Genomic DNA, 24,393 nt, shown 5'->3' with positions numbered 1-24,393 from the left:
CTTTTTGCAACAAGTATGAGACTATATTTCGGTATCCAGTGTACCAAAATGAGTAAGCTATGAGCGTAAAACGCATTAGTCAGTTCTTCAACCCTAAATCCATAGCTGTTGTCGGCGCCTCGAACAATCCCATGCGCCCGGGCTACATTGTGATGCGCAACCTGCTGCAAGGCGGCTTTAACGGTCCAATAATGCCGGTCACACCAAAATACGAGGCGGTACACGGGGTGCTGGCCTATGCCGATATTGCATCGCTGCCTCAACCACCCGATATTGCCATCATTTGTACCAATAAAGCCACCTTATTACCACTTATCAGCGATCTCGCCAAACAGGGCTGTCGTAATGTTATCGTAGTCGCGGCGGGCCTCAGTGACGAGCAAAAAACCGGATTACAACAACATTGTAAAGCTCAGCATGTGAATTTAATGGGTCCCAACTGTTTGGGTTTGATGATCCCCCATCTTGGCGTCAATGCCAGTTTTTCCCATACAGTGACCCGCCCCGGCAAGGTTGCCTTTATTTCACAATCGGCGGCGGTGTGCTCAACCATTTTGGACTGGGCACAACATAAGGATATTGGCTTTTCTTACTTTATTTCCGTGGGCGACTGCCTGGATATCGACTTTGGCGAACTACTGGACTTTCTCGGCCGCGACGCCCGCACCAAGGCTGTGCTCTTATACATAGATAATCTAAAAGATATTCGCGGCTTCATTTCCGCAGCTAGAGCCGCCGCCTTTAGTAAACCCGTGATCGTGATTAAAACCGGACGCACCGATGCCGGTGCCCAGGCCGCATCTGCGCACACCGGCGGGGCCAGCGGCTGCGATGCGGTGTACGATGCCCTGATCCAGCGCGCCGGTATGCTTAGGGTAAATGATTTACGCGAGCTCTTTGCGGCGACGCAAACACTGGCGCTGCATCCAAAATTACTCAAGGTAGAACCCCTGTGCATACTTACCAATGGCGGCGGTCCGGCAGTAATGGCAGTCGACAGCCTGGTACAAAGCTCCGGTAAGCTCTGTGAGCTTAGCGAGGCCACCTTAGAGGCATTAAACAAGGTGATCCCCCAGGCGGACAGTACTCACAATCCGGTGGATATATTTGGTGACTCAGACCCAATGCGTTATCAGCAGGCGCTGAAGATTCTGCTCGAGGCCAAGGAAGTGGAAAACCTGCTGATTATTCACACCCCGTCGGCGTTAGCGCCAAGCGCCGATTATGCCCGTATTATAGTCGACACCCTGGCGCAAATAGACGCTCGCAAGCGCCCCTTTGTAATGACCAATTTTATGGGTGAAGACGCCGCCTATGAGGCCAGGCGCATTTGTGCCCAAGGTGGCATTCCCACCTATCGCACCCCAGAAGGTGCGGTTGGTGCCTATATGCATTTGATCAATTACCGCCGTAACCAAAAACACCTGACGCAAACCCCAGAGTCCATTGTTGATGAGCTGGATATTCAGGTCGAAGAAGCGCAGGCAGAGATCAGCGCCCATCTGGACCGCAACGTGCACTATCTCAGCACCCATCAGGCGGCGCCGCTACTGGCTTATTACGGCATAGACACAGTGACTACCCACATTGCCACCACACCCAGTGAGGCTGCGGAAGTCGCCGCTGAATGCGGTTTCCCCGTGGTGCTTAAACTGATAAGCCCGGATATCGCCAGTAAATCCGAGGTCGGCGGTGTGGTGCTTAATCTCAGCGATGAGCATGAGGTCGAGCAAGCGGCGTTTGCCATTTTACTGCGCATTAATCAGGTCTACCCCGAGGCCCGTATCGACGGCTTTGCCATTCAGCCCATGGCGCCACGTGCCGGGGCCCATGAGCTGCGTATCGCCATCAAAACCGACCCACAATTTGGCCCGGTGATCTTACTTGGCGAGGCCGGCAGTGCCCTTGATTATTCCCAGGCTGCGGTGGCCCTGCCGCCGCTGAATATGAATCTGGCCAAGTACTTAATTGCCAATGCCCTGGATAAGGGCGTGCTTAAAGAGCGCACCTTGCCGGAGAAGGTCGACAAGTATCGCTTATGCGCCCTGCTCACCCGGGTTTCGCAGTTAATCGTCGATCAGCCGGATATCCACAGCCTGGAGCTGAACCCCTTGCTGGCCACCCAGAGTCAATTTTTAGTGCTCGATGCAAGCATAGGTATCAGCCGTTATAAGCGTCTTGCCCATCGTAAGCGCCTGGCCATTCGTCCCTATCCCAAGGAGCTGGAACGCTGGGTCACCCTAAAAGACGGCTCCGAGGCGCTGTTGCGTCCCATTCGTCCCGAGGATGAGCAGGCTCACCGCCGTTTCGACGAGTCACTTACTAAAGAAGACAGATACCGGCGCTTTTTTGGCGAAATGCCGCACTTTAGCCATGAGCAATTGGCCAAGATGACGCAGATCGACTATGACAGAGAAATGGCCTTTATCGTCACCCGTAAACAGCGCGGTGAAAATGTCACCTTAGGCGTGTCCCGGGTGCTAATGGACCCGGACAACCTGGTCGGGGAATTTGCCATAGTCGTTGGCTCACAAGCCCAAGGGCTGGGTTTGGGGCGCATTCTCCTTGGTGCCGCCGTAGACTATTGCCAGCAACAGGGCGTTGGTAGTATCGAGGGCATGACCCTGTGGGAGAACACGGGTATGATAGAGTTAGCGCGTAAGTTAGGGTTTACTATCAGTCGTGACTTTGAAGAAGGCACTATTCATATGCGCCGCGAACTCAATAAAAGAATAGAAGATGATTAAAAAAATAAGAACCACGCTGGCCGATGTGTTTGAAGCACGCGGCAAATCGAAGCGCTATGGTTATGCCTTCGATGCCTTTTTAATGACCTTAATTTTTGCCAATGTGCTCGCCATAGTGATGGAGTCTGTGCCCAGCATGGCACACGAACATACGCGCTTTTTTTTCTACTTTGAATTGATTTCGGTACTTATTTTCACCGTTGAATACCTGGCTCGAGTGTGGGCCAGCGTCGATTTAAACCGTTTTGCCGACAGCTCACTAAGCCCAACAAAAAGGCGCCTGCGCTATCTCATATCGCCCATGGCGGTGATCGACCTAATCGCTATTTTGCCCTCATTATTAATGTTCCTGGTGCCTTTCGATCTGCGTTTCTTAAGGGTGCTGAGGTTATTGCGAATTTTCAAGCTCACCCGCTATTCCCGCGCCATGCAGCTGATGCTGAACACCATACAGGAAGAGGCCAGCTCTTTACTGGCGGCATTCTTTATTATGACGGTGATCCTGATTATTGCCGCCAGCGGCATTTATTTGCTCGAACACGATGTGCAACCGGATAAATTCGGCTCCATTCCCGCCGCCATGTGGTGGGCTATTATCACTTTAACCACAGTGGGTTACGGCGATACCGTACCTGTCACCCTGATGGGGAAAATCTTCGGCGGCATTATTACCATCCTCAGCATGGGCATGGTTGCCATCCCTACCGGTATTCTGGCTTCAAGCTTTTCCGAGCAGTTGCGCAAGCGCCGTAGAGCCTACAGTGAAATGGTGCATCAGCTGATGGAAGACGGCATTATCTGCCATCCAGAGCGGGTAAAACTGAATGAACTGCGCCTTGAGCTCGGCTTAAGCGTGCAAGAGGCGGCGCACCTGGAAGAGCAAGTGCGCGATCAGCACCCCTTGCTTAAGCGCTTTTGTCCCCAGTGTGGCCATCATTTGGAATAATACAGGCCTTAGCGAGTAAATCGGCCACCCCATCACCATGACAGGGCTGCGCTAACGCGTCGCCCTGCATCAGGGTGCAACCTAGGTTTAACAACTGACGCTGCTGTTTATCATCGGCCACGCCCATGGCGAGCACCTCAATGTTCATGGCGGCGAAAATAGGCATATAACGGCTGACCTTGTTATAGGCTTTATAGTCCACACACAACAAGGCGCTGAGCTCGGCGCCCAACTTCACCTGTTGAAATAACTCGTCGCCCAGCTCGGGCACGCAAAATTCGTCCACCGTCTTAATATGCAAAGACAAACACATGCCTGATACCACCAGCTTTTGCAGCACTTGCCTGGCGTCGGCGTCGAGGCGCTGCCAGTCATGCACCGAAATCTCTAATACCAAACAGCTGATGGGGAAATCATAGCTGTGCAGCAAGTGAACAATATCGCCCATGCTACCGGGTTGGCTGAATTCACGCCCCTTGATAGCTAAAGACAAGTGCAACAGTGGTTGTTGTCTATGCCAGAGGCGACATTCAAGCACCGCCCGCTCTAAGGTTTGCAATAGGAGTTTTGACCACAACCGGGTTTGACGGATATGGGGGTAATATTCCTGCGGTGCCAATAGCTGCTCATCATGTTGCCAATAGGGCAAGACCTCAAAGCCTTGTAATTCGGCATCCTGCATGGCGTAAATGCCCTGATAGTGATTTATAAACTGGCACTGATCGGCGGCAAGAATTAAGGCTTGCTCTGTGGCCAGACTACGCTGCACCTGAGCATTAATGTCTGGCTGGAAGAAGTGAAACTGGTTGCGACCGCTGCGTTTAGCCTGATACAGCGCCAATTCGGCGCCTTTAAGCAAAGCTTCGCCCTGCTGTCCATCTTCGGGGAAGAGCGCCACACCTATACTGGCGTTGGCGGCGCCGAGTGTGCCATGACAGGGGCGCATCAGCACCTCCTGTACCTTACGACACACCGCCAGCACCTGCTCCAGCGCATCTATATCTTCAAGTAACAGAGCAAATTGCTCAGCCTCGATGCGCCCTAAACTGTCTTGCGAGCGCACTGCCCTTTGCAGGCGATAAACCAGACTCAGCAGTTGCTGCTCAGCCGCTTGCTCCTCGAAGCCAACCACAACCGGCAAGGGCACATTGATAAGCAGCAATGCACAGCCGCGGTTATCCCGTTGTGCCTGCTCCAGTGCGTGTTCAACCCTATCCATAAACAAGGGACGATTAGGAAAGCCGGTAAGGCTGTCGTAGTGCGCCTGCTGTTGTTGGGTCTCCAGGCTATGCTTGGCTTCACTGATATCTGTGAGCATCACTATATAGCTGGTGCTGTGCTGCTCGCTGTCGGCGACCGCACTCATCTTCAGCAGCACGGGAACCTGCTTACCGGTTTTAAGCACTACCTGCTCTTCGCATTGGTAATGCTCCCCCACACGTAAGCCTTTCAAAATACGCAGATAGTTAATGCGCACATTTTTCGACAGCCCCAGATTCAGACGTCGTGAGGATGGGCTACTGGTGGGGTAATCAAAATTTTCCCGCAACGCCTGATTGGTGGCAACGATGCGCAGCTTGGAGTCAAAAATAATCAGCCAGTCGCTGGCCTGCTCAAAGGCGGCACCAAACATGCGTGCATTTTCTTCTAACACCAGCTCCCGAGTCATATTGGTATAGGTGCCCGCTACCTGAACCGGATGGGTGCCTTCCCATTGCATCACCTTGCCAAAGTCTTTATACCAACGCCATTGCCCACTGCTGTGGCGCAGGCGATAGACGCAGTTAAAGTAACCCTTATCGGTGGATAAAAATTCCAGCCATTCGATGCGGAATTTTTGTCTTTCATTCGGGTGAATTAACGCCAGATATTGATCCAGCTGACAATGCTCATAGCTATAGCCCAGCTCCTCACGCAACCGTGGCTGATAAATTTTGCTCTCATGCTGATGCCAGTCCCATACCCCGGAGTGACTGCCTTCGAGCGCCAATTTCAGGCGCGCCGCCGACTCTTTGCTTTGTTTATGCGCCGCCATCAGCATCTTTTGAATGCGATTGCGACGATACATCCACATGGCTATCAGGCTGGCGATAATAATCACATACAGGGTGATAAAACTAGGCGAGCTCCACGGCGGGTAGGCAACGCTAATACTCAATCGTGCTGGCTCGGTCGACTCGCCGGTAAAGGGGTCCCGCGCCCACACCTGAAGCAGATGCTCCCCAGGATTTAGCTTGGGGAAGACCACGCGATTATTATCCCGGGTAAAGCTTTTCTGGCTGCCATCGAGCTGATACTCGAAAATAACCCTGTCCTGATAATTAAAGGCCATGGCGCTGAAGGTGATCTCTAAGCCGACATCATCATGGTCAAGGTGAACCTGGGTCAAAGGCCCCATGGTTGGCAGCTCAAGCGCGCGGTACATCAGCTCTGCCGAGGTAAAATTAACCCCTTGCAACAAGGCCCGTTGCGGTATATTGCGCTGCGGATAAAACAAGGTCGCGCCTTTAACCGAACCAAATGCCAGGCGGCCGTCATCACGACGACTGACCGAGCCCAGGTTAAATTCATTGGTGGCCAGGCCTTCCAGATTAGTGAACTGAAAAAAGTGCTCATTTTGTGGGTTAAAGCGCCATAAGCCCTTATGACTACTCATCCACACCATACCCATATCATCGAGCACCAGATCATACATAAGGTTACCCGGACCGCGGCGCTGTAAATCTATGTGTTTAATAAAATTAAAGTTGCTGGCGTTTAAGGCCACCAGACCATGATTGGAAAACGACAGCCACAGGATATTATTGTTATCCACCACATAACCATTAAGGTTGATGGCCAAACTGCCATGGGATTGCGGCACCCGATAAAGCATTTGCAGGGTTTGCGTTTGGGCATTGAAACGCAGCAGCTGACCGCCGGAGAAAAACAAGGGTTGCAGAGGGTTATCCGCTAACGGAGCGCTGAACCCCAAGGCCAAAAACGGATCATGCTTGTCCAGGTCACCACCCAAAGGATGTACCTGCTGTGATCCCAGATCAAAATAGAAGAACCCCTGATTCTGATTGACTCCGTATAACCGGCCATCCTGGGTCAAATACAGGCCATGTAAATAGCCCTCAAGGTAGGCCTGATCTTCTTGCTTCCTGGCCTGCAGCTTAGTTAACTCCTCGGTGTCCTGGTTATAGCTAAATAAACCACGGGTGGTATTCATCAGCAACTGCCGACGATAAGGGATCAGGGTGTAAATGCTAAAGACATTGTCGAGTTCATCGCTGAGGTAACTTTTAAACTTCACCTCACTTTGCATTGTCGCCAGGTTGACCTGGGTTAAACCGTTATGAGTGCCTAAATACAGGGTGTCGCCACTTTGTACCGAGCTCCAGATATTATGATGGGACAAACCATCACCACCGAGATTATCGGCTGTGATATTTTGAAACTCAAAGCGCTTGTTGGGAAGAAAAAAGGCGCCATCGCTTTTGGTGCCCAGCCACAGATCGCCCAGCTCTGTTTCCACTATTTTGATCACACTGGGGTCGGAAAGACTGTAAGGGCTGTCGCTCAGCCTTTGGTGCTTGCGCAAGCGGTTAGCCTGCCACTCATACTCAAACAAGCCCTTATCCGTGGCCAACATCAGCATCCCCCCGCCAAGGGGTTTTATTTGCCAGATATTCAACTCCGACAAAAGCGTCGTACTTTGAAATGGCCGCTGCGGCTGGGCAAACAGGGCATCTAAATCGCTGATATCGGTGACATACAAGCCCTTTACCGTGCCTATCAATAACTTGCTCTGCTCGACCAGGGCGAATGATTTTACATTGTCTCTGTGTATACCACTGCTGCCCGGCGGCAAATGTTGCAGCGGGCGCACCTGCTGGCTCTTGAGATCATAAACAAAGGCACCGTGCGTGGTGCCGATAAACACATAGTGCTGGTATTGAAAAAACACCCGCACCAGAGCGTTGTTTTCGCCGCTGCCCACCTTAAATAAGCTGGTAATGGCACCGCTTTGCGGGTCGAGCATGGCAACATCGCCGCCACGGCCAAGCAGCATCTTATTATCGTCGAGGGAATGCATGGAAAACACTGCGGTGGCAAAGTCGGGGTCTAATTCCTTCGGCGGTGCCACTACCCTTTCCAGCACCCCTTTGCCGTTATGATAACGATAAAGGCCATTAAGAATGGATGAAGTCCAAATTTGCCCTTGTTTATCCATATGCAGGGCATCGATCATGGCGTCGTCAAGCTCGCCCTTTTCATCGCTGATAATTTTTACTTGATAGCCGTCGTATTTATTTAAACCGCTTTCGGTGGCCAGCCACAGGTAGCCCTGGTGATCGATAAGCATATTACCGACATAGCTTTGCGACAGCCCCTCACTGGGCGACAAACGCTGCACCTTGGCGCTGACGCTCGCGGTGACGACCAAAAACAAGCTCAATAATACCAACCAGTAATTACGCATCTGCCACTCCCTGATAGCAATAGGCCAACACATCACGACCCTGATTACGATAACTTTGCAAGCGCGACGCCAGGTGTTCGGGCAAAGTAGCAACCGCGGCGAAACCCAGCTGTTCATAAAAGGGGCGCAGATGCTGATAGATAAAACTATAGATGGGACCAGGTAATTCGGCACAGACCTGACGTATTAAAGTGGCGGCCAAACCTTGACGACGATAATCTGCCTCTACAAACACGCCACATAAAAAATGTTGTTGTTCAAGAACACTGACTCTGGCTGCCGCCACTATGTCATTGTCGCAACGCACCACCCAAATTTGGTCTTGCTTATTGGCACGACCTCGGGCGCCGACCCTATCATAAAATTTGTTCACCAAGGGGGTGGCAAGGGCGGGTACGCGTTGCGCCACTGGGGGGGTCATCGCGATGCGCTCATCATCGCTAAGAAATGTTCAAACTGCTGCTTTAAGTAGCCTTGCTCCGAAATCGGACGCATATTGATGGCTTCATAAACCTTATCCCGGGCATTTTTGCCACGGATAATTTGATACGCCCAAAACGAGGCTTCATAGTCCAATTGAATTCGGTACTTCTCTTCTCGCGGAAGACGGCAAAGATTGACACTCATCGCTGCAACACTATTTAATAACTGACGGAGCCTATACTATAACAGATAGCACCCAGGGTGTATGGGGCGGCCGCTAAGCTAGGGCTAGTATTTCTACTCCAGGTTACCTAAAATAGAAAAAATCATCACATAAATTTAACAATGTGATTAATAAAATAATGATACTCACTGCTTCCTGATCCCGCTAATTTTTTCTTCAAGGTCGTAGTGTTACGCCAGCAGGTATTTATGCAAAACATCTTTGCCTTGGTGCTGCCGCGATTGCTGCTAGTGGCTCTATTTTGCGCCCTAGGCAATGCCCATGGGGCAAACAACAGCACTAAGATGACCTTTAACAGACCGATGGACACCGCCCAGGCGCGCTTTGTCATCGAACTGATGTCACAGGCTTATAGTCAGCTCGGCTATGAGCTGGAGATCATTGACTTCGATCACCCTCAGGCCTTGGCCGCTGCAGATGAGGGGGAGCTAGACGGTCAGCTAGGACGCATCGCCAATATAGAAACCCGCTATGAGAACCTGGTGCGGGTAAACTTCCCCTTGTTTAAGTTTGAGCTTTTTATGCTCACCCGTTGTCATTACTGCAGCCTACAGGAGCTCGCTCGGGTTGCCATCCGCAATGGTTACCCGGTCACCGAGCAATACCTGCATAGCAATAATTTCAATGGCCAAATTATTAAATTGGAAAGCGTGGCGGCGCAGCTGAACCTCTTGGCCCAGCGCCAGGTTGAAGCCGTGGTGCTGCTTGATTTCCACCTCAAGCAAGGCTACCGAAATCGCGCCGAGCAGCCTTTTACCCGCCATCATCTGCAAAACTACTACAGCTATCATTACCTGCATAAGCGCCATGAGGATAAAATTCCCAAGCTTTTAGCGGTATTGCAGGAGTTAGAGGCAAGTGGGGTGGTGGCGCAGCTGCGCAAAAAGCACGGCTTATAAGTCGAGCTCGCCCTGCTCCATGGATGGCGGTTGCTGGCCTTGTTCCTGTTGGCGCGCTAAGAAACGCTTATAACGCTGTTGACACAGCAAATTGACATGACGCTTTTGCTCATCGCTGAGCTGATTCCAATGAAACCGCTCTTCTCGCGACCGATAACAACCAAGACAATAGCCGCGACTATTGACCTGGCAGATCCCCTTACAGGGGCTATCGATGGAGAATATTTCAAGCTGTTGCATAGGCACTTCAAAGCATAAACCCTATTTCTAACGTTAATGCCTGAGGCGTCTAATTACCAGTGAAAGTTAGCCAAGGTTATCCATTTCTTCTTTGCGTAAAACCGGCTTGGCGTAAATGGCGGTAACCAGGTCGCGCAAATGCTCTGGGATGGCTTCCATACGCTGGGCAAAGGCCTTCACATCTTCGGATTCTGAGTCAACCACGGCATTGGCATGCTTGGCGGCAATGTAGTTGCCCGGATGCAAATAGAAAGACTCGACAATCTGCTTATCTATGGTTTTCGCCAAATCTTCCGGAGTGCTGCAGTCGTTGCTAATGGGCTGACCAAAGGCCAGATGTACATGACCCTTATCGCTGGTAAAGCCCTCGACTATGCTTTCGATGTCTTCACCTGCCGACTTTACATACTCACCATGGTGCTTTTTATGATACAGCTCCTTGGCCTTCGACAGGGCGCAGGGTTCGTACTGATACGAGATAGAAACCGGCACGATTTTTAGCTCGCGCACATATTCGGCAAAATCTTTCTTTTGCTTGCGGCCATTTAGCTGCAGCATTTTCAACAGTGCCGGATCGGTTTGGTCGAAACCGTCTTTGGTGCGCCCTTCACGCTGGGCAATCCAAATGCTGTGCCCCTCGGTCAAGGAGTCGTAAATATAGGCCGACAGCTGAGTCAGCGCCTTAAGCATTTCTTTCGGTGCCTTGGCCGAACGCTTAACAATAAAGCTCTTGTTCAAGCGCATTAGCTCAGTGATATAAGGAATTTGCAGCAGGTTATCGCCAATGGCGATACGTACCGTATTCATATCGTGCTGGTGCAAGCCAAAGTTCACCAAGGCTGGATCAAGAACGATATCGCGGTGGTTGGAGATAAACAAATAGGCCTGATTTTTATCCAGCTTATCAAGGCCGGAGAAGGTCACCTTGGACGTGGTGTTATTTACTATCTGCTCAAGATAGTGCACCACTTCAAGCTGCACTTGCTGCACCGAGTTAACCTGTCCCCATTTGCGCTGTAGCTGCTGGCGCACCAGAGGCCGCGAAATAAGACGTATTGATGCCAACCAAGCAGGCAAATTATGCTTAGCAATAAGGTCGACAAAGGCATTATCGGCCACCAGCCGAGCCACGGACGCCGCCACTTCATCATCGTTGTAAGGTCTTATATCTGCATACTTATCCACGGTGCTCACCTTTTAACTGCAGGCAAAAAAACGGCGCTCATTGTATCGCGCCCTTTATTTATTCGCTAAGTTTATCAACTCTTACCAGTGAGAGATAGCCTACCTACGGCTGAATTTTAGCCACAGCAAGCGCATTAGCAACAGCGCCAGAATAACCGCCGAGCCTTGCTCCAACCAAGGCGGTAACACCTCATGATGCTGGCCACCGAGCGGCGTGACATTAAATCCGAATTCACCAACCAGGTAATCGGTGAGCACGCCAAACAGCAAGGCCACACCTATTACCCCGGTTAGATAGGCAGCAACCGCACGGCGCCCCAGCTCCTTGCCCACTACACCTAGGGTAGCAATATTGGTCGCTGGTCCCGCCAGCATAAAGACCAGTACAGCCCCGGGTGACACTCCGGCCAATAACAAGCCGGCGGCAATGGGGGTAGAGGCCGTGGCACAGATATACATGGGGATGCTGACAAGCACCATCACAGTCATGGCCAAAATACCACTGCCCCATTGGCTTAAATAGGAGGTAGGTACATAGGTTTGCACCACAGCCGCAAAAAACAGACCTATCATCAACCATAAGGCGGTATCGCTTAAAAGCTTGGTGGCACTAAAGTGCAGCGCTTGCTGTAACTTGCTAAAAGCGGATGACTGAGCTTGCGGTGTTGACTGTGACGCCTTTTTATCGGTACTACAGCAACTGGATGTTGCCTGTGTGACCTGAGTTTGAGGGGCGCAACAACCGCCGCTTTGCTCATCGAGCTGAACCTCGGAGGCACAACAACTCGATGGGCCCTCAACTGCAGACACCTTATCATTAGAGCCGCAGCACGCACCTTGCTTGGGTGTAGAGCTTGCAGTGACGCTTGGCTCCAAACTGCCCTCGCGCCCCACCAGCAAACCGGCGGTAATGGCGCTGCAAACGGCGGCTATGGGTCTTATCACCGCCATAAAGGGACCCAATAAGGCATAGGAAACGGAGACGGAATCAATCCCGGTTTCCGGCGTCGACACTAAAAATGACGTTGTCGCACTTTTTGACGCACCCGCTCGTCTTAAGCCGACCGCCGCCGGGATCACGCCGCAGGAGCACAAAGGCATGGGCGCACCGATAAGCGCCGCCTTCACCGTGGTCCAGAGGCCTTCTTTACCCAGGTGACGATTGAGAAAGTGCGTCGGCAAATACACATTGATGATTCCGGCAATCAACAACCCCAGCATCAGCCAAGGTGCCGACAACACAAACAATTGCCAAAAATTACTGATTAAGTCCATCTATGTCCTCCAGTGCGGTCAGAATCGAACAATGTTGCGCCGGGGCGCTACTGCCGCAGCATTGCTCGGCCAGTTGCGACAGCGAAGCATGAAAGCGCTGTAACTCGGCGATCCGCTGTGCCACCAAATCACGCTTTTTCAGAGTCAGATCTTTCACTTCCTGACAGCTGTGCTCGGCCTTTTCAAAGTTTATCTTTAACAGCTCGGCAATTTCTTCCAGGCTAAAGCCGACATCCTTGGCTCGACGAATAAAATGCAATTGTGCCATGTGCTTACCCCCATATTGACGATAGCCACTGGCGCTGCGCTGAGGCGCGCTCAATAGTCCTTGCTGCTCGTAATAACGCAGTGCATCCGTACTCATGTCCACCTGTTTGGCCAATTCACCTATACGCATCTGCACTCCTCCCCCTCAAACTCTTTGCTTAGCAGGCATTATAAACCTTAGAGTTAACACTAAGGTCAAGGATTAATTTTGCGCTCAACGTCGGTCCATGAAAGACTAGCGCCAATAGCCTATTTGGAGAGCACAAATGAACATCGTCATGTTAGACGCCGACACCTTAGGAGCAAACTCACTGGCACCAATTGCCACCTTAGGAGAATTTCATCGCCACCCCCTGACATCAGCAGAAGATGTAGTGACGCGCTGCGCCGACGCCGATGTAGTGATCACCAACAAGGTGCAACTTGGCGCCGAGCAGCTTAAGGCCTTGCCTAAGCTGAAACTTATCTGTGTTGCCGCCACCGGCACCAATAACATAGATATCGCTGCCGCTAAGGAGCATGGCATTGCTGTGTGTAATGTTGCCGGCTATTCCACCGCCAGCGTAGTGCAGCATACCTTTACCTTGATCTCCTTACTGCTTAATAACCTGCATAGGTATATAGATGACTGTCGCCAAGGCGCCTGGCAACAAAGCGAGATGTTTTGCCGCCTTGATTATGAGATCGCCGAGCTGGCGGGTAAAAAACTTGCCATTATCGGCCATGGTGAGCTCGGCCAGGCCCTGGCCAAGGTAGCCCATGCCTTTGATATGCAGGTGCTTATTGCCGAACGTCGCGGCCAAGCCCCGCGCCCCGGGCGCATCGCTTTTGAACAAGCGCTGGCGCAGGCGGATATCGTCAGCATTCACTGCCCACTTAACGCCGAGACAGAGCAGTTAATAAATCGCGATACCCTGGCCTTAATGCAACCGACAGCCGTCTTAGTCAACACCGCCCGCGGCCCCATTATCAACGAAGCAGATCTGGCCACAGCCCTGGCCGATGGTACCCTAGGCGGCGCAGCCTTAGATGTGCTCAGTGAAGAGCCGGCCAACCCTGAAAATCCTTTGGTTCGCTATCAGGGTGACAACCTGCTGCTCACACCGCATATAGCCTGGGCATCAAAACAGGCCAGAGACAGGCTGATCCACCAGCTGGCCTTAAATATTCGCGCCTATGCCAATGGTGAAGTTCGCAATCGGGTTGGCTAAATTCGCCAACTCTTTTGAAATAACACCAACCAGCTTAAAAGAATAATGTGTAACCAATTGAAAAATATAAAGTAAAATTTTTGGCATTGAACTTGATTATTCAATGCCAACTAGATAACAAAAATTGGATAAAACAATGAAAAAAGCACTTCTTTGCGCCCTTGTCGCCCTGCCTCTACTTGGTGGTTGTATCGTTTCGGTGAATGACGGTGAAGCCGACGCCCATTGGTCATCAAGCGACTGGCAAAAACAACAGCGCCAAAATCGCGACTATATTGCCCACCTTGAGCTAGGGAACAGCGCTGCTGTGATCAAAGAAACCCTGGGCACACCGGATTTCAGTGAGTCCTTTGCTCATCAGGGTGAAGAGTATCAGGTGCTGTTTTATGCCACGCAAAGCGTTAAGTCCGATGGCAAAATCAGCAAAAATGAATGTACACCCTTGGTATTTAAGGCTGGTCGTTTGGTGAGTATTGGTGATAGCGCCTATCAGGCACTGGTCGGTAAACTATAAAGATAAAAAAGCCGCGTGGATTAAAGCCCACGCGGCTTTTTTTTAGCCGTAGAAAGCGGCGCTATTACGCCCGTCTTGCTTGGCCTGATACATGCCCCTGTCGGCATTTTCAATCAAGGCCATTTCACAGTTGTCGTCGTTGTCGCCATTAAAGGTGGTGGCGCCAATGCTGATGGTGATGTGCTCAGCAATGGGTGAGTCTATATGGGGAATATTAAGCTCGCGGATCACCCTGCATAGCTTATTGGCCAAAGCCATGGCTGTGTCTTCTTCACTGCCGGGCAAAACCGCAACAAACTCTTCACCACCATAACGGGCGATAAAATCGCTGCCGCGTTGACAATTATTGACCAGGGCCGAAGCCACTTTTTTCAAACATTCATCACCCTGCTGATGCCCGTAGCAGTCGTTGTAACGCTTAAAGTAATCGATATCTATCAATAGCACAGACAAAGGCAATCCGGCGCGCACACTGCGGCGCCATTCACGAGCAAAATGTTCGTCGAAATAACGACGATTGGGAATTTCCGTTAAGCCATCTATGCTCGCCAGCATTTCCAACAGATCATTTTTTTGTTTAATGGTCAGCTGATTCTTCACTCGGGCACGAACAATGGCGCTGCCAAAAGGCTTGCTAATATAGTCCATGGCGCCAAGCTCAAGGCCCTTGGCTTCATCGCCACTGGAGTCACTGGCGGAGATAATAATGACGGGAATGGGCTGAGTTTTATCATCATGTTTGAGCTGTTTTAGCGCCTCGTAACCATCCATACCCGGGAGCATGATATCAAGTAAGATCAAATCGGCACTGTTGTCCTCAAGCCAAGCAAACATGGCCTCGGCATCATTGACACAATGCACCTGGTATTGAGGGGTGAGGGTTTTGGTTAAAATCGCTTGGTTTAATTCATCACCGTCGACAATGAGAATTTTTGCTGACTTCATGAGCCTTCCTGTTTGCTTCACCTTGCCCAGCAATCCGTCCCTTACAGGCCTGTCGCTGAGCTATATTTGTTATTTATTTAGCGCACCTTTGTTACCAGTTTAGACCCGGTTAGCGAGCTTTACTTGGTATTTTTACGGTAGTTTTTGTTACCAAGGTGGTTTTCTTTTACCTAATCTAGCATGCCACAGGTCATCAGGCATGGCTCTGCTCTGGAGCTAACCATACCTGATCAGCGGGCAAAAGCAATGCGTACAGCGCCTATAATAAACGCTGTACTGCATTGTTCGCTATAGATTTTCTTCCGCAAAGGAAGCTAAGCGACTACGCACCACGCCATTAAGGTTGATAGTAGCGCTGCCCTCAAAGTGCTTAAAGCGCTCTACTATATAGGTTAAGCCCGAGGTCAGCGGTGTTAAATAGCTGCTGTCGATTTGCGCCAGGTTACCAGAGCAAATCAGCTTAGTACCCGCACCACAGCGGGTGATAATGGTTTTGAGCTGAGAAGCCGTTAAGTTCTGACTTTCATCCAAGAGCACCACGGCATTTTGAATACTGCGTCCGCGCATAAAGTTGACCGACTTGAACTGGATATTGGCCTTTTCCATAATATAGTTACGGCTGGAAATAGGGTTTTCATCGCTCTTATGTAACACCTCCAAAGAATCTGTGATCGCCGCCAACCAAGGCGCCATCTTTTCTTCTTCGGTACCCGGTAGGAAACCGATAGACTCGGCAATTTCCGGAGTGTTTCGGGTGACAATCAGCTTATCGTACACACCTTTTTCGATGATCATTTCCAGTGCGCAGGCCAAGGCTAGAATGGTTTTACCGCAACCCGCCGGGCCGGTCAGCAGCACTAACTCAACGTCCGGGTCGAGCAAAGCATCCATGGCCATGCCCTGATAGATATTTTTCGGCTTTACGCCCCAAGCATTGCGCGACATCAGGCGCTCCACGCCGAGATCCTTTAAGGTGATATGGGTATCGTTGTATTCCACCACCCGGGCGGCAAAGTGACCGGTTTCGTCAAGCAGATATTCATTGGCAAACACATCCGGCACCAACTCGCGCGCGACATGATGCAGGGCATCACGTCCTTGCTGTTCGGTTTCACACTCGCCAACCTGCTGCCAAAAATCTCCTTGCACTTTTTTATAACCCGAGGTTAAAAGTGCCACGTCATCAATCAGCTGGTCGGTGCGATAGTCCTCAACATAATGCAGCCCGGCGCCCTTAGCCTTTAAGCGCATATTGATGTCCTTGGTGACCAGCACCACCTTGGCATCGCTGTATTGTTTTTGCAGATACACGGCACAGTTGATAATGCGATGGTCGTTTTCATTGCCCGGCAAGCCGGAAATACTGTCAGCAAACAGGTGATCATTGACTATGATCAGCTTGCCGCGCGGCAGCTCCGACGAACGTTTATCTTCCGGCAATAACACCCCTTTAAGCATTTGCTCTGGGGTCGCATCACGTAACACTTCATCGAGGGCTCGAATGGCAACGCGGGCATCGCGACTGACATCCCGTTTACGGTCCTTTATATGGTCTAGCTCTTCGAGTACCGTCATCGGAATGACGACGTCGTGTTCTTGGAAACAGAGGAATGCAAGGGGGTCGTGAAGTAATACGTTGGTGTCGAGCACATACATTTTACTGCTTTTTACGAGGCGGTCTTTGTCCATAGCGCGTTCCTAATTTGTCTTTATTATATCTGCACCTTTACAGCTACACTAACAAGGTGGTTATGCCTTAAGGGCATACTTCAAGTTTAGTCTATGGTTATAAAAAGACGCTTTTATGACGGCAAAAAAGTACAGAAAAAGTGGTGTTTTACATTTGCAAAAAGCGCCTTCTTTTGCTGCTGTACATATTCTAAACAAGCACCAAAATATTTATCAGTTTTCAGGTGATAATCACCAAGTTGCGCGCTAATATAGCCGCCTTTTTTTGCTTGGGCCGCCATGGCCCCAGCCCAGATAACCCAAAGTCGAGATTGAGCACGTAATGAATTTTTCCTTAGGTCAACGTTGGATCAGTGATACCGAGTCGGATTTAGGATTAGGTACCGTAGTTGCATTGGAAGGACGCCAAGTTAACATCTTATTCCCCGCCAGCGGCGAAAGCCGAGTGTATGCCCAGGCCGAAGCGCCGGTGACCCGAGTGCTATTTAATCCCGGCGATGTGATCCGCAGTGCCGATGAGTGGGAGCTCACGGTCAGCGAAGTGACAGAGCAAGATGGCCTGTATACCTATAAGGGCACGCGCCTTGATAATGAAGAGCCGACCGAGCTCAAGGAAACCTTTCTCGACCATTTTATTAAGTTCAATAAGCCGCAGGACCGCCTTTTTGCCGGCCAAATCGACCGTTTCGACCGCTATACCCTGCGTTACAACACCTGGCAGCACAGGTTTCACCGCGACCAATCGCCGCTGAAGGGCCTTATCGGCCAGCGCGCCAGTCTGATTGAACACCAGTTGCACATTGCCCGCGAAGTCGGCCAACGTTTCGCCCCGCGTGTTTTACTGAGCGATGAGGTGGGTCTGGGCAAAACCATAGAAGCGGGGATGATCTTACATCAGCAATTGCTAACCGGTCGTGCCGCCCGTGTGCTTATCGTAGTACCAGAAAACCTACAACACCAGTGGTTGGTGGAAATGCTGCGCCGCTTTAATCTGAAATTTGCCATTTTCGACGAAGAGCGCTGTGCCGAGGCCTTTGCCGACAGCGCCAATGTGTTTGAAACCGAGCAACTGGTACTGACCAGCCTGGAGTTTCTAACCAAGAAAAAACGCTGGTTCGAACAAGCTACCCTAGCCGACTGGGATCTGCTGGTGGTTGACGAAGCGCACCACCTCAGCTGGTCGGTGGACAAGCCAAGTACAGAGTACCTGCGCATTGAAGAGCTTAGCCAGGACATCGCCGGTCTTATCTTGCTAACCGCGACCCCGGATCAACTTGGCCACCAAAGCCACTTTGCCCGTTTGAAATTACTCGACCCGGATCGTTTCTATGACTATGACGCCTTTGTTGAGCAGGAGCGCCATTATCAGGAGATAGCCGATGCCGCCAACAGCATTTTGCAGGAGCAGGCACTAAGTGCCGAGCAACAACAAGTACTTGTTAACCTGCTTGGCAGCCAAGGGGAAGCCCTGCTGGCACAATTTAGTGCCGGTGACACCCAGGCTAAGGAACATATACTAGAGCAGCTGCTGGACAGACACGGTACCGGACGCATCTTGTTCCGCAACAGCCGCAGTGGCATCAGTGGTTACCCGCAGCGCCTTCTGCACAGCTATCCCATGGCCATGCCGAGCCAGTATAAAACGGCCATGAATGTAATGGGCAGCCTGGGCAATGGTGGTCCCATCGAGCTTAGCGCCATTCGCGCTCTGTTCCCGGAAAAAATCTTCCAGGAATTCGAAGGCGAAAATGCCAGCTGGACTCAGTTTGACCCGCGCGTGCAATGGCTTATAGACACCCTGAACAGCAACAAGCCTCAAAAGATGCTGGTGATCTGTGCCAAGGCAGAAACCGCACTCAGCCTGGAGCAGGCTTTGCGCGAGCGCGAAGGTATTAAAGCGGCGGTGTTCCATGAAGGTATGAGCATTATCGAGCGCGACCGCGCGGCCGCCTTCTTCGCCGATATTGAAGACAGTGCTCAGGTGTTGATCTGCTCTGAGATCGGCTCAGAGGGACGTAACTTCCAGTTTGCCCATCATTTGGCACTGTTCGACCTGCCGCTTAACCCGGACTTGCTGGAGCAACGTATCGGTCGTCTTGATCGTATCGGCCAAACCCAGGACATTAAAATTCATGTGCCCTACTTTGAAAACAGCGCCCAGCACACCCTACTGCGCTGGTATCACGAAGGCTTAAACGCCTTTGAGCACACCTCCACCACAGGCCATATGCTTAACCAGGAATTTGGTGATGAGTTACTTCAATTGCTTGCTCATAACAGCTATCAGGACGAGGTTCTGGGCGAGCTGGTTGGACGCGTCAGTTCGCGCTATGGTGAGCTAAAGACACAAATGGAGTCCGGTCGCGATCGCCTGTTGGAGCTGCATTCCAGCGGCCAGGGTAAGTCCGAGCACCTGGTAGAAGATATCAAGGTGGTTGATGACAGCTTTGAACTACCGACCTATATGATCAACCTGTTCGATACCTGGGGCGTGAACCAAGAAGACAGGGGCGAAAACAGCATAGTGCTGAAACCCTCGGAGCATATGCTGGGCGCCAACTTCCCAAGTCTCAGGGATGAAGGCATGAGCATCACCTTTGACCGGGATACCGCTTTGGCGCAGGAAGATCTGCACTTTATCAGCTGGGATCACCCCATGGTCGAAGGCGCAATGGAAATGATCTGTGACGATGATTTCGGTACCGCGTCTGTGGCCCTGTTGAAAAACAAGAAACTGCCGGCGGGCACCTATTTTGTCGAGCTGATTTATATTGCCGAAGCCATGGCTCCGAAATCACTGCAATTGGGGCGCTACCTGCCACCGACTCCGGTGCGTGTACTGCTTGATAAAGGCGGTAATAACCTGGCGGAAAATGTCGCCTTTGATGCCTTTAACCAACAGCTTAATGCGGTTGGCCGCCAAACCGCCTCGAAACTGGTGAATGCCCTGCAAAGCGCCATTCATCCGCTTATTGAGCAAGGTAATACCTTGGCGCAAACGCAAATGGAGCAATTGCGTGAGACGGCGAAAACCGCCATGCATCAGGCCGTTGATAGCGAACTGGAGCGCCTAACCAGCCTCAAGGAGATCAACCCCAATATCCGTGATGAAGAGCTGAAACATTTTCAGCGCAGCCGCGCCGAAATGGACGACTACATAGATAAAGCCAAGGTGAAACTCGACGCCATTCGCTTAATCGTTGTCAGCCACTAGGCATTTCATTAAAATGACCGGCCTTACGCTATGAGGCCGGTCATGCTTTTAAACTACAATCCCCCACGTTTTCCCTATCTGCAGATCATCTATCAAGATGACGACCTGCTGATCCTTGATAAGCCCAGCGGCCTGCTGACGGTGCCGGGAAAAGACCCAAAACATGCCGATAGCCTAATTCGTCGCGCCAATATCGTATTTCCAACCGCTAAAATCGTACATAGATTGGATATGGCCACCTCGGGCGTGATCTGTCTGGCACTGAACAAAGAAGCGCACCGCAATCTCAGCATGCAGTTTCAGGACAGACAAACCGCTAAGGAATATATCGCCATAGTCGATGGCCATCTTAAGGATGCTACGGGCTCAGTGGACCTGCCGCTGATCTGCGATTGGCCGAATCGTCCCAAGCAAATGGTAGATATGGAAAAGGGCAAGCCGTCGCTGACCCATTATGAGGTGCTTGAACATGGCGATAACAATACCCGAGTGCGTCTGACCCCGATCACAGGTCGCAGCCACCAGCTGAGGGTACATATGCTGTCCCTGGGTCATGTGATCTTGGGCGACCGTCTCTATGCATACCCTGAAGCCAAAGACCGTGCACCGCGTTTGCAATTACATGCCCACTGGCTGACCCTAAATCATCCCAGCAGCGGCGAAAGCATGACCTTTACCGCGCCCTGCCCGTTTTAACGAGCCACCAATATAATTTAACCCTTACGGCCCGAGTGCTGAAGCTCGGGGATAGGCGGTTTATTAAGCCGCCTTTTTTAGGTATTCGTAGGCCGCCTGAATATCCTGACTCTTCTTTTGTGCCAAGCGCATCATATGCTCAGGGAGACCTTGAGAGACCAGCTTATCCGGATGGTGCTGTGCCATCAGTTTGCGGTAGGCTTTTTTGACCGTGGAGGGATCGGCGCCTTCTTCCAAGCCCAAGATATGCAGCGCCTGAGCGCGGCTCATGCCACTACTGGCGCCGCCGGAAGCGCGCTGCTGCTGATGTTGCTGATGAAATTTTTGCTGTTGCTGGCGAAACGCAAATTCGGCCTGATAGCGTTTAAGGATAAAACTAAAATGGGTTTTGCTAACGCCAAGCCCCTTGGCGACCTGCTCGAGTAAGGTTTTTTCCTGTGCCGCCAGGTGGCCATCGCTAAAGGCCATTTGAATCTGAATCTCTAAAAACAATTGGATGAGATCGAAACGCCCGGCAAAGTGCTCACGAAACTCACGCAAGGTAGCGTTCATGGCAAAACCATCCGCTTTACCAGTGTTAAAGGCCAATTGGGCTTCGCGTTTGTCCTCACCGGTCAGGCCCATTTCTTCCATAAAAGCGGTGGCGGCACGAATATGCAATTCATTTACTCGACCATTGGATTTGGCGATATGCCCCATCACCGCAAAGCAACTGGAGAAAAACAACGCCTGGCGCTCAGACACTTCGTCGTTATTAAAGAAACCACGCAAGCCGCCGGCATTATCGAAATTCTGTTTCAGGCTTTTGTCGAATAGGTGGCCAATAAACAGACCCAAAAATAAGCCAAAAAACCGGCCAAACATAAAGCCAAAAAAGGCACCGAGCACCTTACCCCACATTAGCGCTAACCCTTGTTATTTGAAAATGCCCCCACATAGTGACGAAAAATCATCGAACTAACAAGCACAAGGGCGTATCTATTAAGCTGAATATAAGCCAGAAAAATGACGTATTTGTGGGTACTTGGCAGATGTAATTAGCCAAAAATTGCTTTATTATGTCATGCTTATTTCTAGTACTTTTGGCAACTAAGCTAAGGTGAGTCAATGAATAAATTATGGGGCATGATAGCAATAGCCCTATATGGAACCCAAGCCAGCGTCGCACTAGCAGCTGTGGAACAGGCGACGGATGCCAAGGTACCCGCTCCCGAAGGTGAAGCCTTTATCGCGCCAGCACCAGAGCCTGGGGAAATACCCCATTGTTTTGCTGCGGTTCGTCCAGCACCCTGGCAGGCGCCCGATTTACCCTTTGGGGTAATAGAAATCGTTGCCGATGATGTCGAATTAATAGGCCAGGCCAGCGCCCAGTTTGATGGCGACGTAGATATCAGCAGTAGCACCATGACCCTTAACGCCCGCTCGGCGTTAATTGATAAGCAGCAGGGTCTGCTCAATGCGCAAGGTCCACTCACCTATCGCGATGGTGTCGCCATAATTACCAGCCGTGGCTTAAATGCCAGCCTGGATGACTCTAATATCAAGTTGTTGGCAGCCGACTACCAGTTGACCGAACAACAAGGCCGTGGTGGCGCCGAACAATTAGAGGTTTCGCAAGAAGCGCTGACCCTAAGCAATGCCAGCTTCACCACCTGCCCGGTGGATGATGAAACCTGGTCAATCAATGCCGATAAAATTATTTTGTCGCAGCAAAAGGGCTGGGGTGAAACCCATGGGGCGACGCTAAAAATCTACAATACCCCGGTCTTGTATTTACCCTATTTCACCTTCCCTATTAATGATCAGCGCAAAACCGGCTTTCTAGCGCCGCGATTATCGAGCTCGAATCGTTATGGTGTGGAAACCATTACCCCTTATTACATTAACCTGGCGCCGAATTACGACCTGACTTTGACGCCCCGTTATATGTCGAAAAAGGGTTTGCAGCTGCAATCGGAATTTCGTTATCTCACCGAGACCAGCCAGGGCATGCTTGGTCTGGAATATCTGGACTCGGATAAAACCGAGCGCGAGCTGGGTAATCGCTATATCTATCATTGGCAGCAGCAAAGCTACTTCAACGACCAGTGGCGTGCCGGAGTTGATATCACTAACGTCAGTGACGATAACTATCTCACAGACTTAGGCTCCAACTACGCCAGCAAAACAGATACTCACCTGGCGCGTTCCGGTATTCTGACTCATTTGGGAGAGCGCTGGCGCACCGATATCCAGATTCAGGATTATGAAGTACTGGGCGATCACTTAGAGTCTTATACCGCCCTGCCGCGCATTGGCTTTAGCCAGACTCAGGCCTATCAATTGGGTTGGTTTGACGCCAGCATCAATGGCGAGATCAGCCATTTCCGCAACAGCACCCGAATAATAGACGAGGCAACACGTCTGCATATAGAGCCCAAGCTGAGCTTTAGCGAAGACCGTTATGCCTGGTCCTTCTTGTCTGAATTCAGCCTCTTGCATACCTATTATGATCAGCAAGGGGACTTGGCCGGCACCGACTTTGAGGAAACCGTGCATCGTACCTTGCCCAAGGTGCGCCTGTATAGCCAGCTGAATTTTGAACGCGACACCAGCTTGTTCGTTGATAACGGCATTCAGACATTAGAGCCGCAAATTCAGTATCTCTATACTCCGAACAAGGATCAGAACAATATCGGCCTGTTCGACACCACCAAGCTGCAGGATGACTTTTTCGGCCTGTTCCGCGACCGTCGCTTTTCCGGCGTTGACCGCATTGCGGCTGCGAACCAGATAACCTTAGGTGCCACTACCCGAGTGTTCGATGGTAAAAATGAAGAGGTGTTTAACTTAAGCGCCGGTCAAATCTTCTATTTGTCGGACTCCGCCAAACCCACAGCTCAGGATTTTGCCGATGACACCAGCTACGACTCCCTGTTTGCCAGTGAAGCCATGTGGCACTGGCATCGCCGTTGGTATCTATCCGGTGGCATCCAATACGACATTGATGGCAGTCAAATGATTCAATCGCACCTGATCTTAGACTATAAGGGTGACGACAATGAACTGATGCAATTGAACCATCGCTATGCAAACGATGTCTCAGGGAATACAATTGAGCAAGTCGGCATGTTTACCAGTGTGCCCATCGACGATAATTGGCAATTCGTTGCCAGCTACCACCGCGATCTCGACGCCGGACGTAGCATCGAGGTATACACTGGAGTACAGTACGAGTCCTGTTGTTGGGCGGTGCAGGTTACCGGACACAGACAAATCGAAACAGACTTGAATCAAAGTATTAACCAAGAGCAAGCGGTCTTCGACTCGGGGATCGGCATCAAATTTGTCCTTAAGGGACTCGGAGGCAAAAGCAGTTATGATGCGCAAGAAATACTTAAAGAAGGCATTTTTGGCTACCGTCGCCCCTACTTCCTTACTAAATAAAGCA

At 51.0% G+C, this 24,393-nt stretch carries 19 protein-coding genes; 8 read left to right on the top strand and 11 right to left on the bottom strand.

Annotation, left to right across the window (positions count from 1 at the left end; all coding sequences use genetic code 11):
• The first annotated feature begins 59 nt into the window (after positions 1 to 59).
• Both C2M17_RS04160 and C2M17_RS04155 read left to right on the top strand, forming a co-directional pair.
• Positions 60 to 2,747, top strand: a complete 2,688-nt coding sequence (locus C2M17_RS04160; RefSeq protein ID WP_105199597.1) for a bifunctional acetate--CoA ligase family protein/GNAT family N-acetyltransferase — start codon at positions 60 to 62, stop codon at positions 2,745 to 2,747.
• Positions 2,740 to 3,693: an ion transporter gene (locus tag C2M17_RS04155; protein ID WP_199775991.1), complete on the top strand. Its 954-nt coding sequence runs from the start codon at positions 2,740 to 2,742 to the stop codon at positions 3,691 to 3,693. The genes C2M17_RS04160 and C2M17_RS04155 overlap by 8 nt, the downstream gene beginning before the upstream one ends.
• Here C2M17_RS04155 and C2M17_RS04150 read toward each other — a convergent pair.
• The 3 genes from C2M17_RS04150 to C2M17_RS04140 are packed head-to-tail and all read right to left on the bottom strand — an operon-like array spanning position 3,653 to position 8,788.
• A complete protein-coding gene (locus C2M17_RS04150; RefSeq protein ID WP_158683972.1) occupies positions 3,653 to 8,161 on the bottom strand; it encodes an EAL domain-containing protein in 4,509 nt (1,502 codons plus the stop codon). The genes C2M17_RS04155 and C2M17_RS04150 overlap by 41 nt on opposite strands.
• Positions 8,154 to 8,582 carry a GNAT family N-acetyltransferase gene (locus tag C2M17_RS04145; RefSeq protein WP_105199595.1) on the bottom strand — a complete coding sequence of 143 codons (429 nt, stop codon included), beginning with the start codon at positions 8,580 to 8,582 and terminating at the stop codon, positions 8,154 to 8,156. The genes C2M17_RS04150 and C2M17_RS04145 overlap by 8 nt, the downstream gene beginning before the upstream one ends.
• Positions 8,579 to 8,788, bottom strand: a complete 210-nt coding sequence (locus C2M17_RS04140; protein WP_105199594.1) for a DUF3283 family protein — start codon at positions 8,786 to 8,788, stop codon at positions 8,579 to 8,581. The genes C2M17_RS04145 and C2M17_RS04140 overlap by 4 nt, the downstream gene beginning before the upstream one ends.
• Before the next feature lie 228 nt (positions 8,789 to 9,016).
• On the opposite strand from C2M17_RS04140, the gene C2M17_RS04135 reads away from it, so the two are divergent.
• Positions 9,017 to 9,727, top strand: a complete 711-nt coding sequence (locus C2M17_RS04135; protein ID WP_105199593.1) for a substrate-binding periplasmic protein — start codon at positions 9,017 to 9,019, stop codon at positions 9,725 to 9,727.
• Here C2M17_RS04135 and C2M17_RS04130 read toward each other — a convergent pair.
• From C2M17_RS04130 to zntR, 4 genes are all read right to left on the bottom strand, one after another.
• Positions 9,722 to 9,967 (bottom strand): DUF1289 domain-containing protein, encoded by a 246-nt coding sequence (locus C2M17_RS04130; RefSeq protein WP_105199592.1) that lies wholly within the window; start codon positions 9,965 to 9,967, stop codon positions 9,722 to 9,724. The two genes, C2M17_RS04135 and C2M17_RS04130, sit on opposite strands and share 6 nt — an antisense overlap.
• A 66-nt stretch (positions 9,968 to 10,033) precedes the next feature.
• Positions 10,034 to 11,152, bottom strand: a complete 1,119-nt coding sequence (locus C2M17_RS04125; protein WP_105199591.1) for a 1-acyl-sn-glycerol-3-phosphate acyltransferase — start codon at positions 11,150 to 11,152, stop codon at positions 10,034 to 10,036.
• Positions 11,153 to 11,251: 99 nt separating this feature from the next.
• The gene (locus C2M17_RS04120; RefSeq protein WP_105199590.1) at positions 11,252 to 12,427 is read right to left on the bottom strand and encodes an SO_0444 family Cu/Zn efflux transporter; all 1,176 of its coding nucleotides are present in this window, start codon (positions 12,425 to 12,427) and stop codon (positions 11,252 to 11,254) included.
• On the bottom strand, positions 12,411 to 12,824 hold the full coding sequence (zntR, locus tag C2M17_RS04115; RefSeq protein ID WP_105199589.1) for a Zn(2+)-responsive transcriptional regulator: 414 nt from the start codon (positions 12,822 to 12,824) through the stop codon (positions 12,411 to 12,413). Before zntR ends, C2M17_RS04120 begins: the two co-directional genes overlap by 17 nt.
• Before the next feature lie 136 nt (positions 12,825 to 12,960).
• Between zntR and C2M17_RS04110 the strand changes: the two genes are divergently transcribed.
• Both C2M17_RS04110 and C2M17_RS04105 read left to right on the top strand, forming a co-directional pair.
• Positions 12,961 to 13,905 carry a D-2-hydroxyacid dehydrogenase gene (locus tag C2M17_RS04110; RefSeq protein WP_105199588.1) on the top strand — a complete coding sequence of 315 codons (945 nt, stop codon included), beginning with the start codon at positions 12,961 to 12,963 and terminating at the stop codon, positions 13,903 to 13,905.
• A 136-nt stretch (positions 13,906 to 14,041) separates the two neighbouring features.
• Positions 14,042 to 14,419 (top strand): DUF3192 domain-containing protein, encoded by a 378-nt coding sequence (locus tag C2M17_RS04105; RefSeq protein WP_105199587.1) that lies wholly within the window; start codon positions 14,042 to 14,044, stop codon positions 14,417 to 14,419.
• A gap of 42 nt (positions 14,420 to 14,461) precedes the next feature.
• Here C2M17_RS04105 and C2M17_RS04100 read toward each other — a convergent pair whose 3' ends face one another.
• The 3 genes from C2M17_RS04100 to C2M17_RS15835 all read right to left on the bottom strand — a co-directional run bounded on the left by C2M17_RS04100 (position 14,462) and on the right by C2M17_RS15835 (position 17,334).
• Positions 14,462 to 15,364, bottom strand: a complete 903-nt coding sequence (locus tag C2M17_RS04100; protein ID WP_105199586.1) for a diguanylate cyclase — start codon at positions 15,362 to 15,364, stop codon at positions 14,462 to 14,464.
• A 288-nt stretch (positions 15,365 to 15,652) separates the two neighbouring features.
• Positions 15,653 to 17,053: a PhoH family protein gene (locus C2M17_RS04095; protein WP_105199585.1), complete on the bottom strand. Its 1,401-nt coding sequence runs from the start codon at positions 17,051 to 17,053 to the stop codon at positions 15,653 to 15,655.
• 113 nt (positions 17,054 to 17,166) lie between these two features.
• A complete protein-coding gene (locus tag C2M17_RS15835; protein ID WP_158677920.1) occupies positions 17,167 to 17,334 on the bottom strand; it encodes a hypothetical protein in 168 nt (55 codons plus the stop codon).
• 41 nt (positions 17,335 to 17,375) lie between these two features.
• Here C2M17_RS15835 and rapA point away from each other — a divergent pair, with 41 nt between their 5' ends.
• Positions 17,376 to 20,267 carry an RNA polymerase-associated protein RapA gene (rapA, locus tag C2M17_RS04090; protein ID WP_105199584.1) on the top strand — a complete coding sequence of 964 codons (2,892 nt, stop codon included), beginning with the start codon at positions 17,376 to 17,378 and terminating at the stop codon, positions 20,265 to 20,267.
• Positions 20,268 to 20,309: 42 nt separating this feature from the next.
• Complete coding sequence (gene rluA, locus C2M17_RS04085; RefSeq protein ID WP_105199764.1) at positions 20,310 to 20,963, top strand: bifunctional tRNA pseudouridine(32) synthase/23S rRNA pseudouridine(746) synthase RluA; 654 nt, start codon at positions 20,310 to 20,312, stop codon at positions 20,961 to 20,963.
• A 63-nt stretch (positions 20,964 to 21,026) separates the two neighbouring features.
• Here the strand turns inward: rluA and djlA are convergent, their stop codons facing one another.
• Positions 21,027 to 21,863, bottom strand: coding sequence for a co-chaperone DjlA (gene djlA, locus C2M17_RS04080; RefSeq protein ID WP_105199583.1), 837 nt, complete (start codon positions 21,861 to 21,863; stop codon positions 21,027 to 21,029).
• Between the two features lie 207 nt (positions 21,864 to 22,070).
• Here djlA and lptD point away from each other — a divergent pair, with 207 nt between their 5' ends.
• On the top strand, positions 22,071 to 24,389 hold the full coding sequence (lptD, locus tag C2M17_RS04075; protein ID WP_233997911.1) for an LPS assembly protein LptD: 2,319 nt from the start codon (positions 22,071 to 22,073) through the stop codon (positions 24,387 to 24,389).
• Positions 24,390 to 24,393: the final 4 nt, after the last annotated feature.

The organism is Pseudoalteromonas sp. T1lg10 (assembly GCF_002964545.1).
Lineage (GTDB): Bacteria > Pseudomonadota > Gammaproteobacteria > Enterobacterales > Alteromonadaceae > Pseudoalteromonas.
Note: the sequence above shows the minus strand (reverse complement) of the source record. Positions and strands in the feature narration are given on the sequence as shown.

Bases quoted from the DNA above. Each gene is read 5' to 3' on its own strand.
- C2M17_RS04160 (WP_105199597.1), top strand. From the start codon at position 60: ATGAGCGTAAAACGCATTAGTCAGTTCTTCAACCCTAAATCCATAGCT.
- C2M17_RS04155 (WP_199775991.1), top strand. From the start codon at position 2,740: ATGATTAAAAAAATAAGAACCACGCTGGCCGATGTGTTTGAAGCACGC.
- C2M17_RS04150 (WP_158683972.1), bottom strand. From the start codon at position 8,161: ATGCGTAATTACTGGTTGGTATTATTGAGCTTGTTTTTGGTCGTCACC.
- C2M17_RS04145 (WP_105199595.1), bottom strand. From the start codon at position 8,582: ATGACCCCCCCAGTGGCGCAACGCGTACCCGCCCTTGCCACCCCCTTG.
- C2M17_RS04140 (WP_105199594.1), bottom strand. From the start codon at position 8,788: ATGAGTGTCAATCTTTGCCGTCTTCCGCGAGAAGAGAAGTACCGAATT.
- C2M17_RS04135 (WP_105199593.1), top strand. From the start codon at position 9,017: ATGCAAAACATCTTTGCCTTGGTGCTGCCGCGATTGCTGCTAGTGGCT.
- C2M17_RS04130 (WP_105199592.1), bottom strand. From the start codon at position 9,967: ATGCAACAGCTTGAAATATTCTCCATCGATAGCCCCTGTAAGGGGATC.
- C2M17_RS04120 (WP_105199590.1), bottom strand. From the start codon at position 12,427: ATGGACTTAATCAGTAATTTTTGGCAATTGTTTGTGTTGTCGGCACCT.
- zntR (WP_105199589.1), bottom strand. From the start codon at position 12,824: ATGCGTATAGGTGAATTGGCCAAACAGGTGGACATGAGTACGGATGCA.
- C2M17_RS04110 (WP_105199588.1), top strand. From the start codon at position 12,961: ATGAACATCGTCATGTTAGACGCCGACACCTTAGGAGCAAACTCACTG.
- C2M17_RS04105 (WP_105199587.1), top strand. From the start codon at position 14,042: ATGAAAAAAGCACTTCTTTGCGCCCTTGTCGCCCTGCCTCTACTTGGT.
- C2M17_RS04100 (WP_105199586.1), bottom strand. From the start codon at position 15,364: ATGAAGTCAGCAAAAATTCTCATTGTCGACGGTGATGAATTAAACCAA.
- C2M17_RS04095 (WP_105199585.1), bottom strand. From the start codon at position 17,053: ATGGACAAAGACCGCCTCGTAAAAAGCAGTAAAATGTATGTGCTCGAC.
- C2M17_RS15835 (WP_158677920.1), bottom strand. From the start codon at position 17,334: ATGGCGGCCCAAGCAAAAAAAGGCGGCTATATTAGCGCGCAACTTGGT.
- rapA (WP_105199584.1), top strand. From the start codon at position 17,376: ATGAATTTTTCCTTAGGTCAACGTTGGATCAGTGATACCGAGTCGGAT.
- rluA (WP_105199764.1), top strand. From the start codon at position 20,310: ATGCTTTTAAACTACAATCCCCCACGTTTTCCCTATCTGCAGATCATC.
- djlA (WP_105199583.1), bottom strand. From the start codon at position 21,863: ATGTGGGGTAAGGTGCTCGGTGCCTTTTTTGGCTTTATGTTTGGCCGG.
- lptD (WP_233997911.1), top strand. From the start codon at position 22,071: ATGAATAAATTATGGGGCATGATAGCAATAGCCCTATATGGAACCCAA.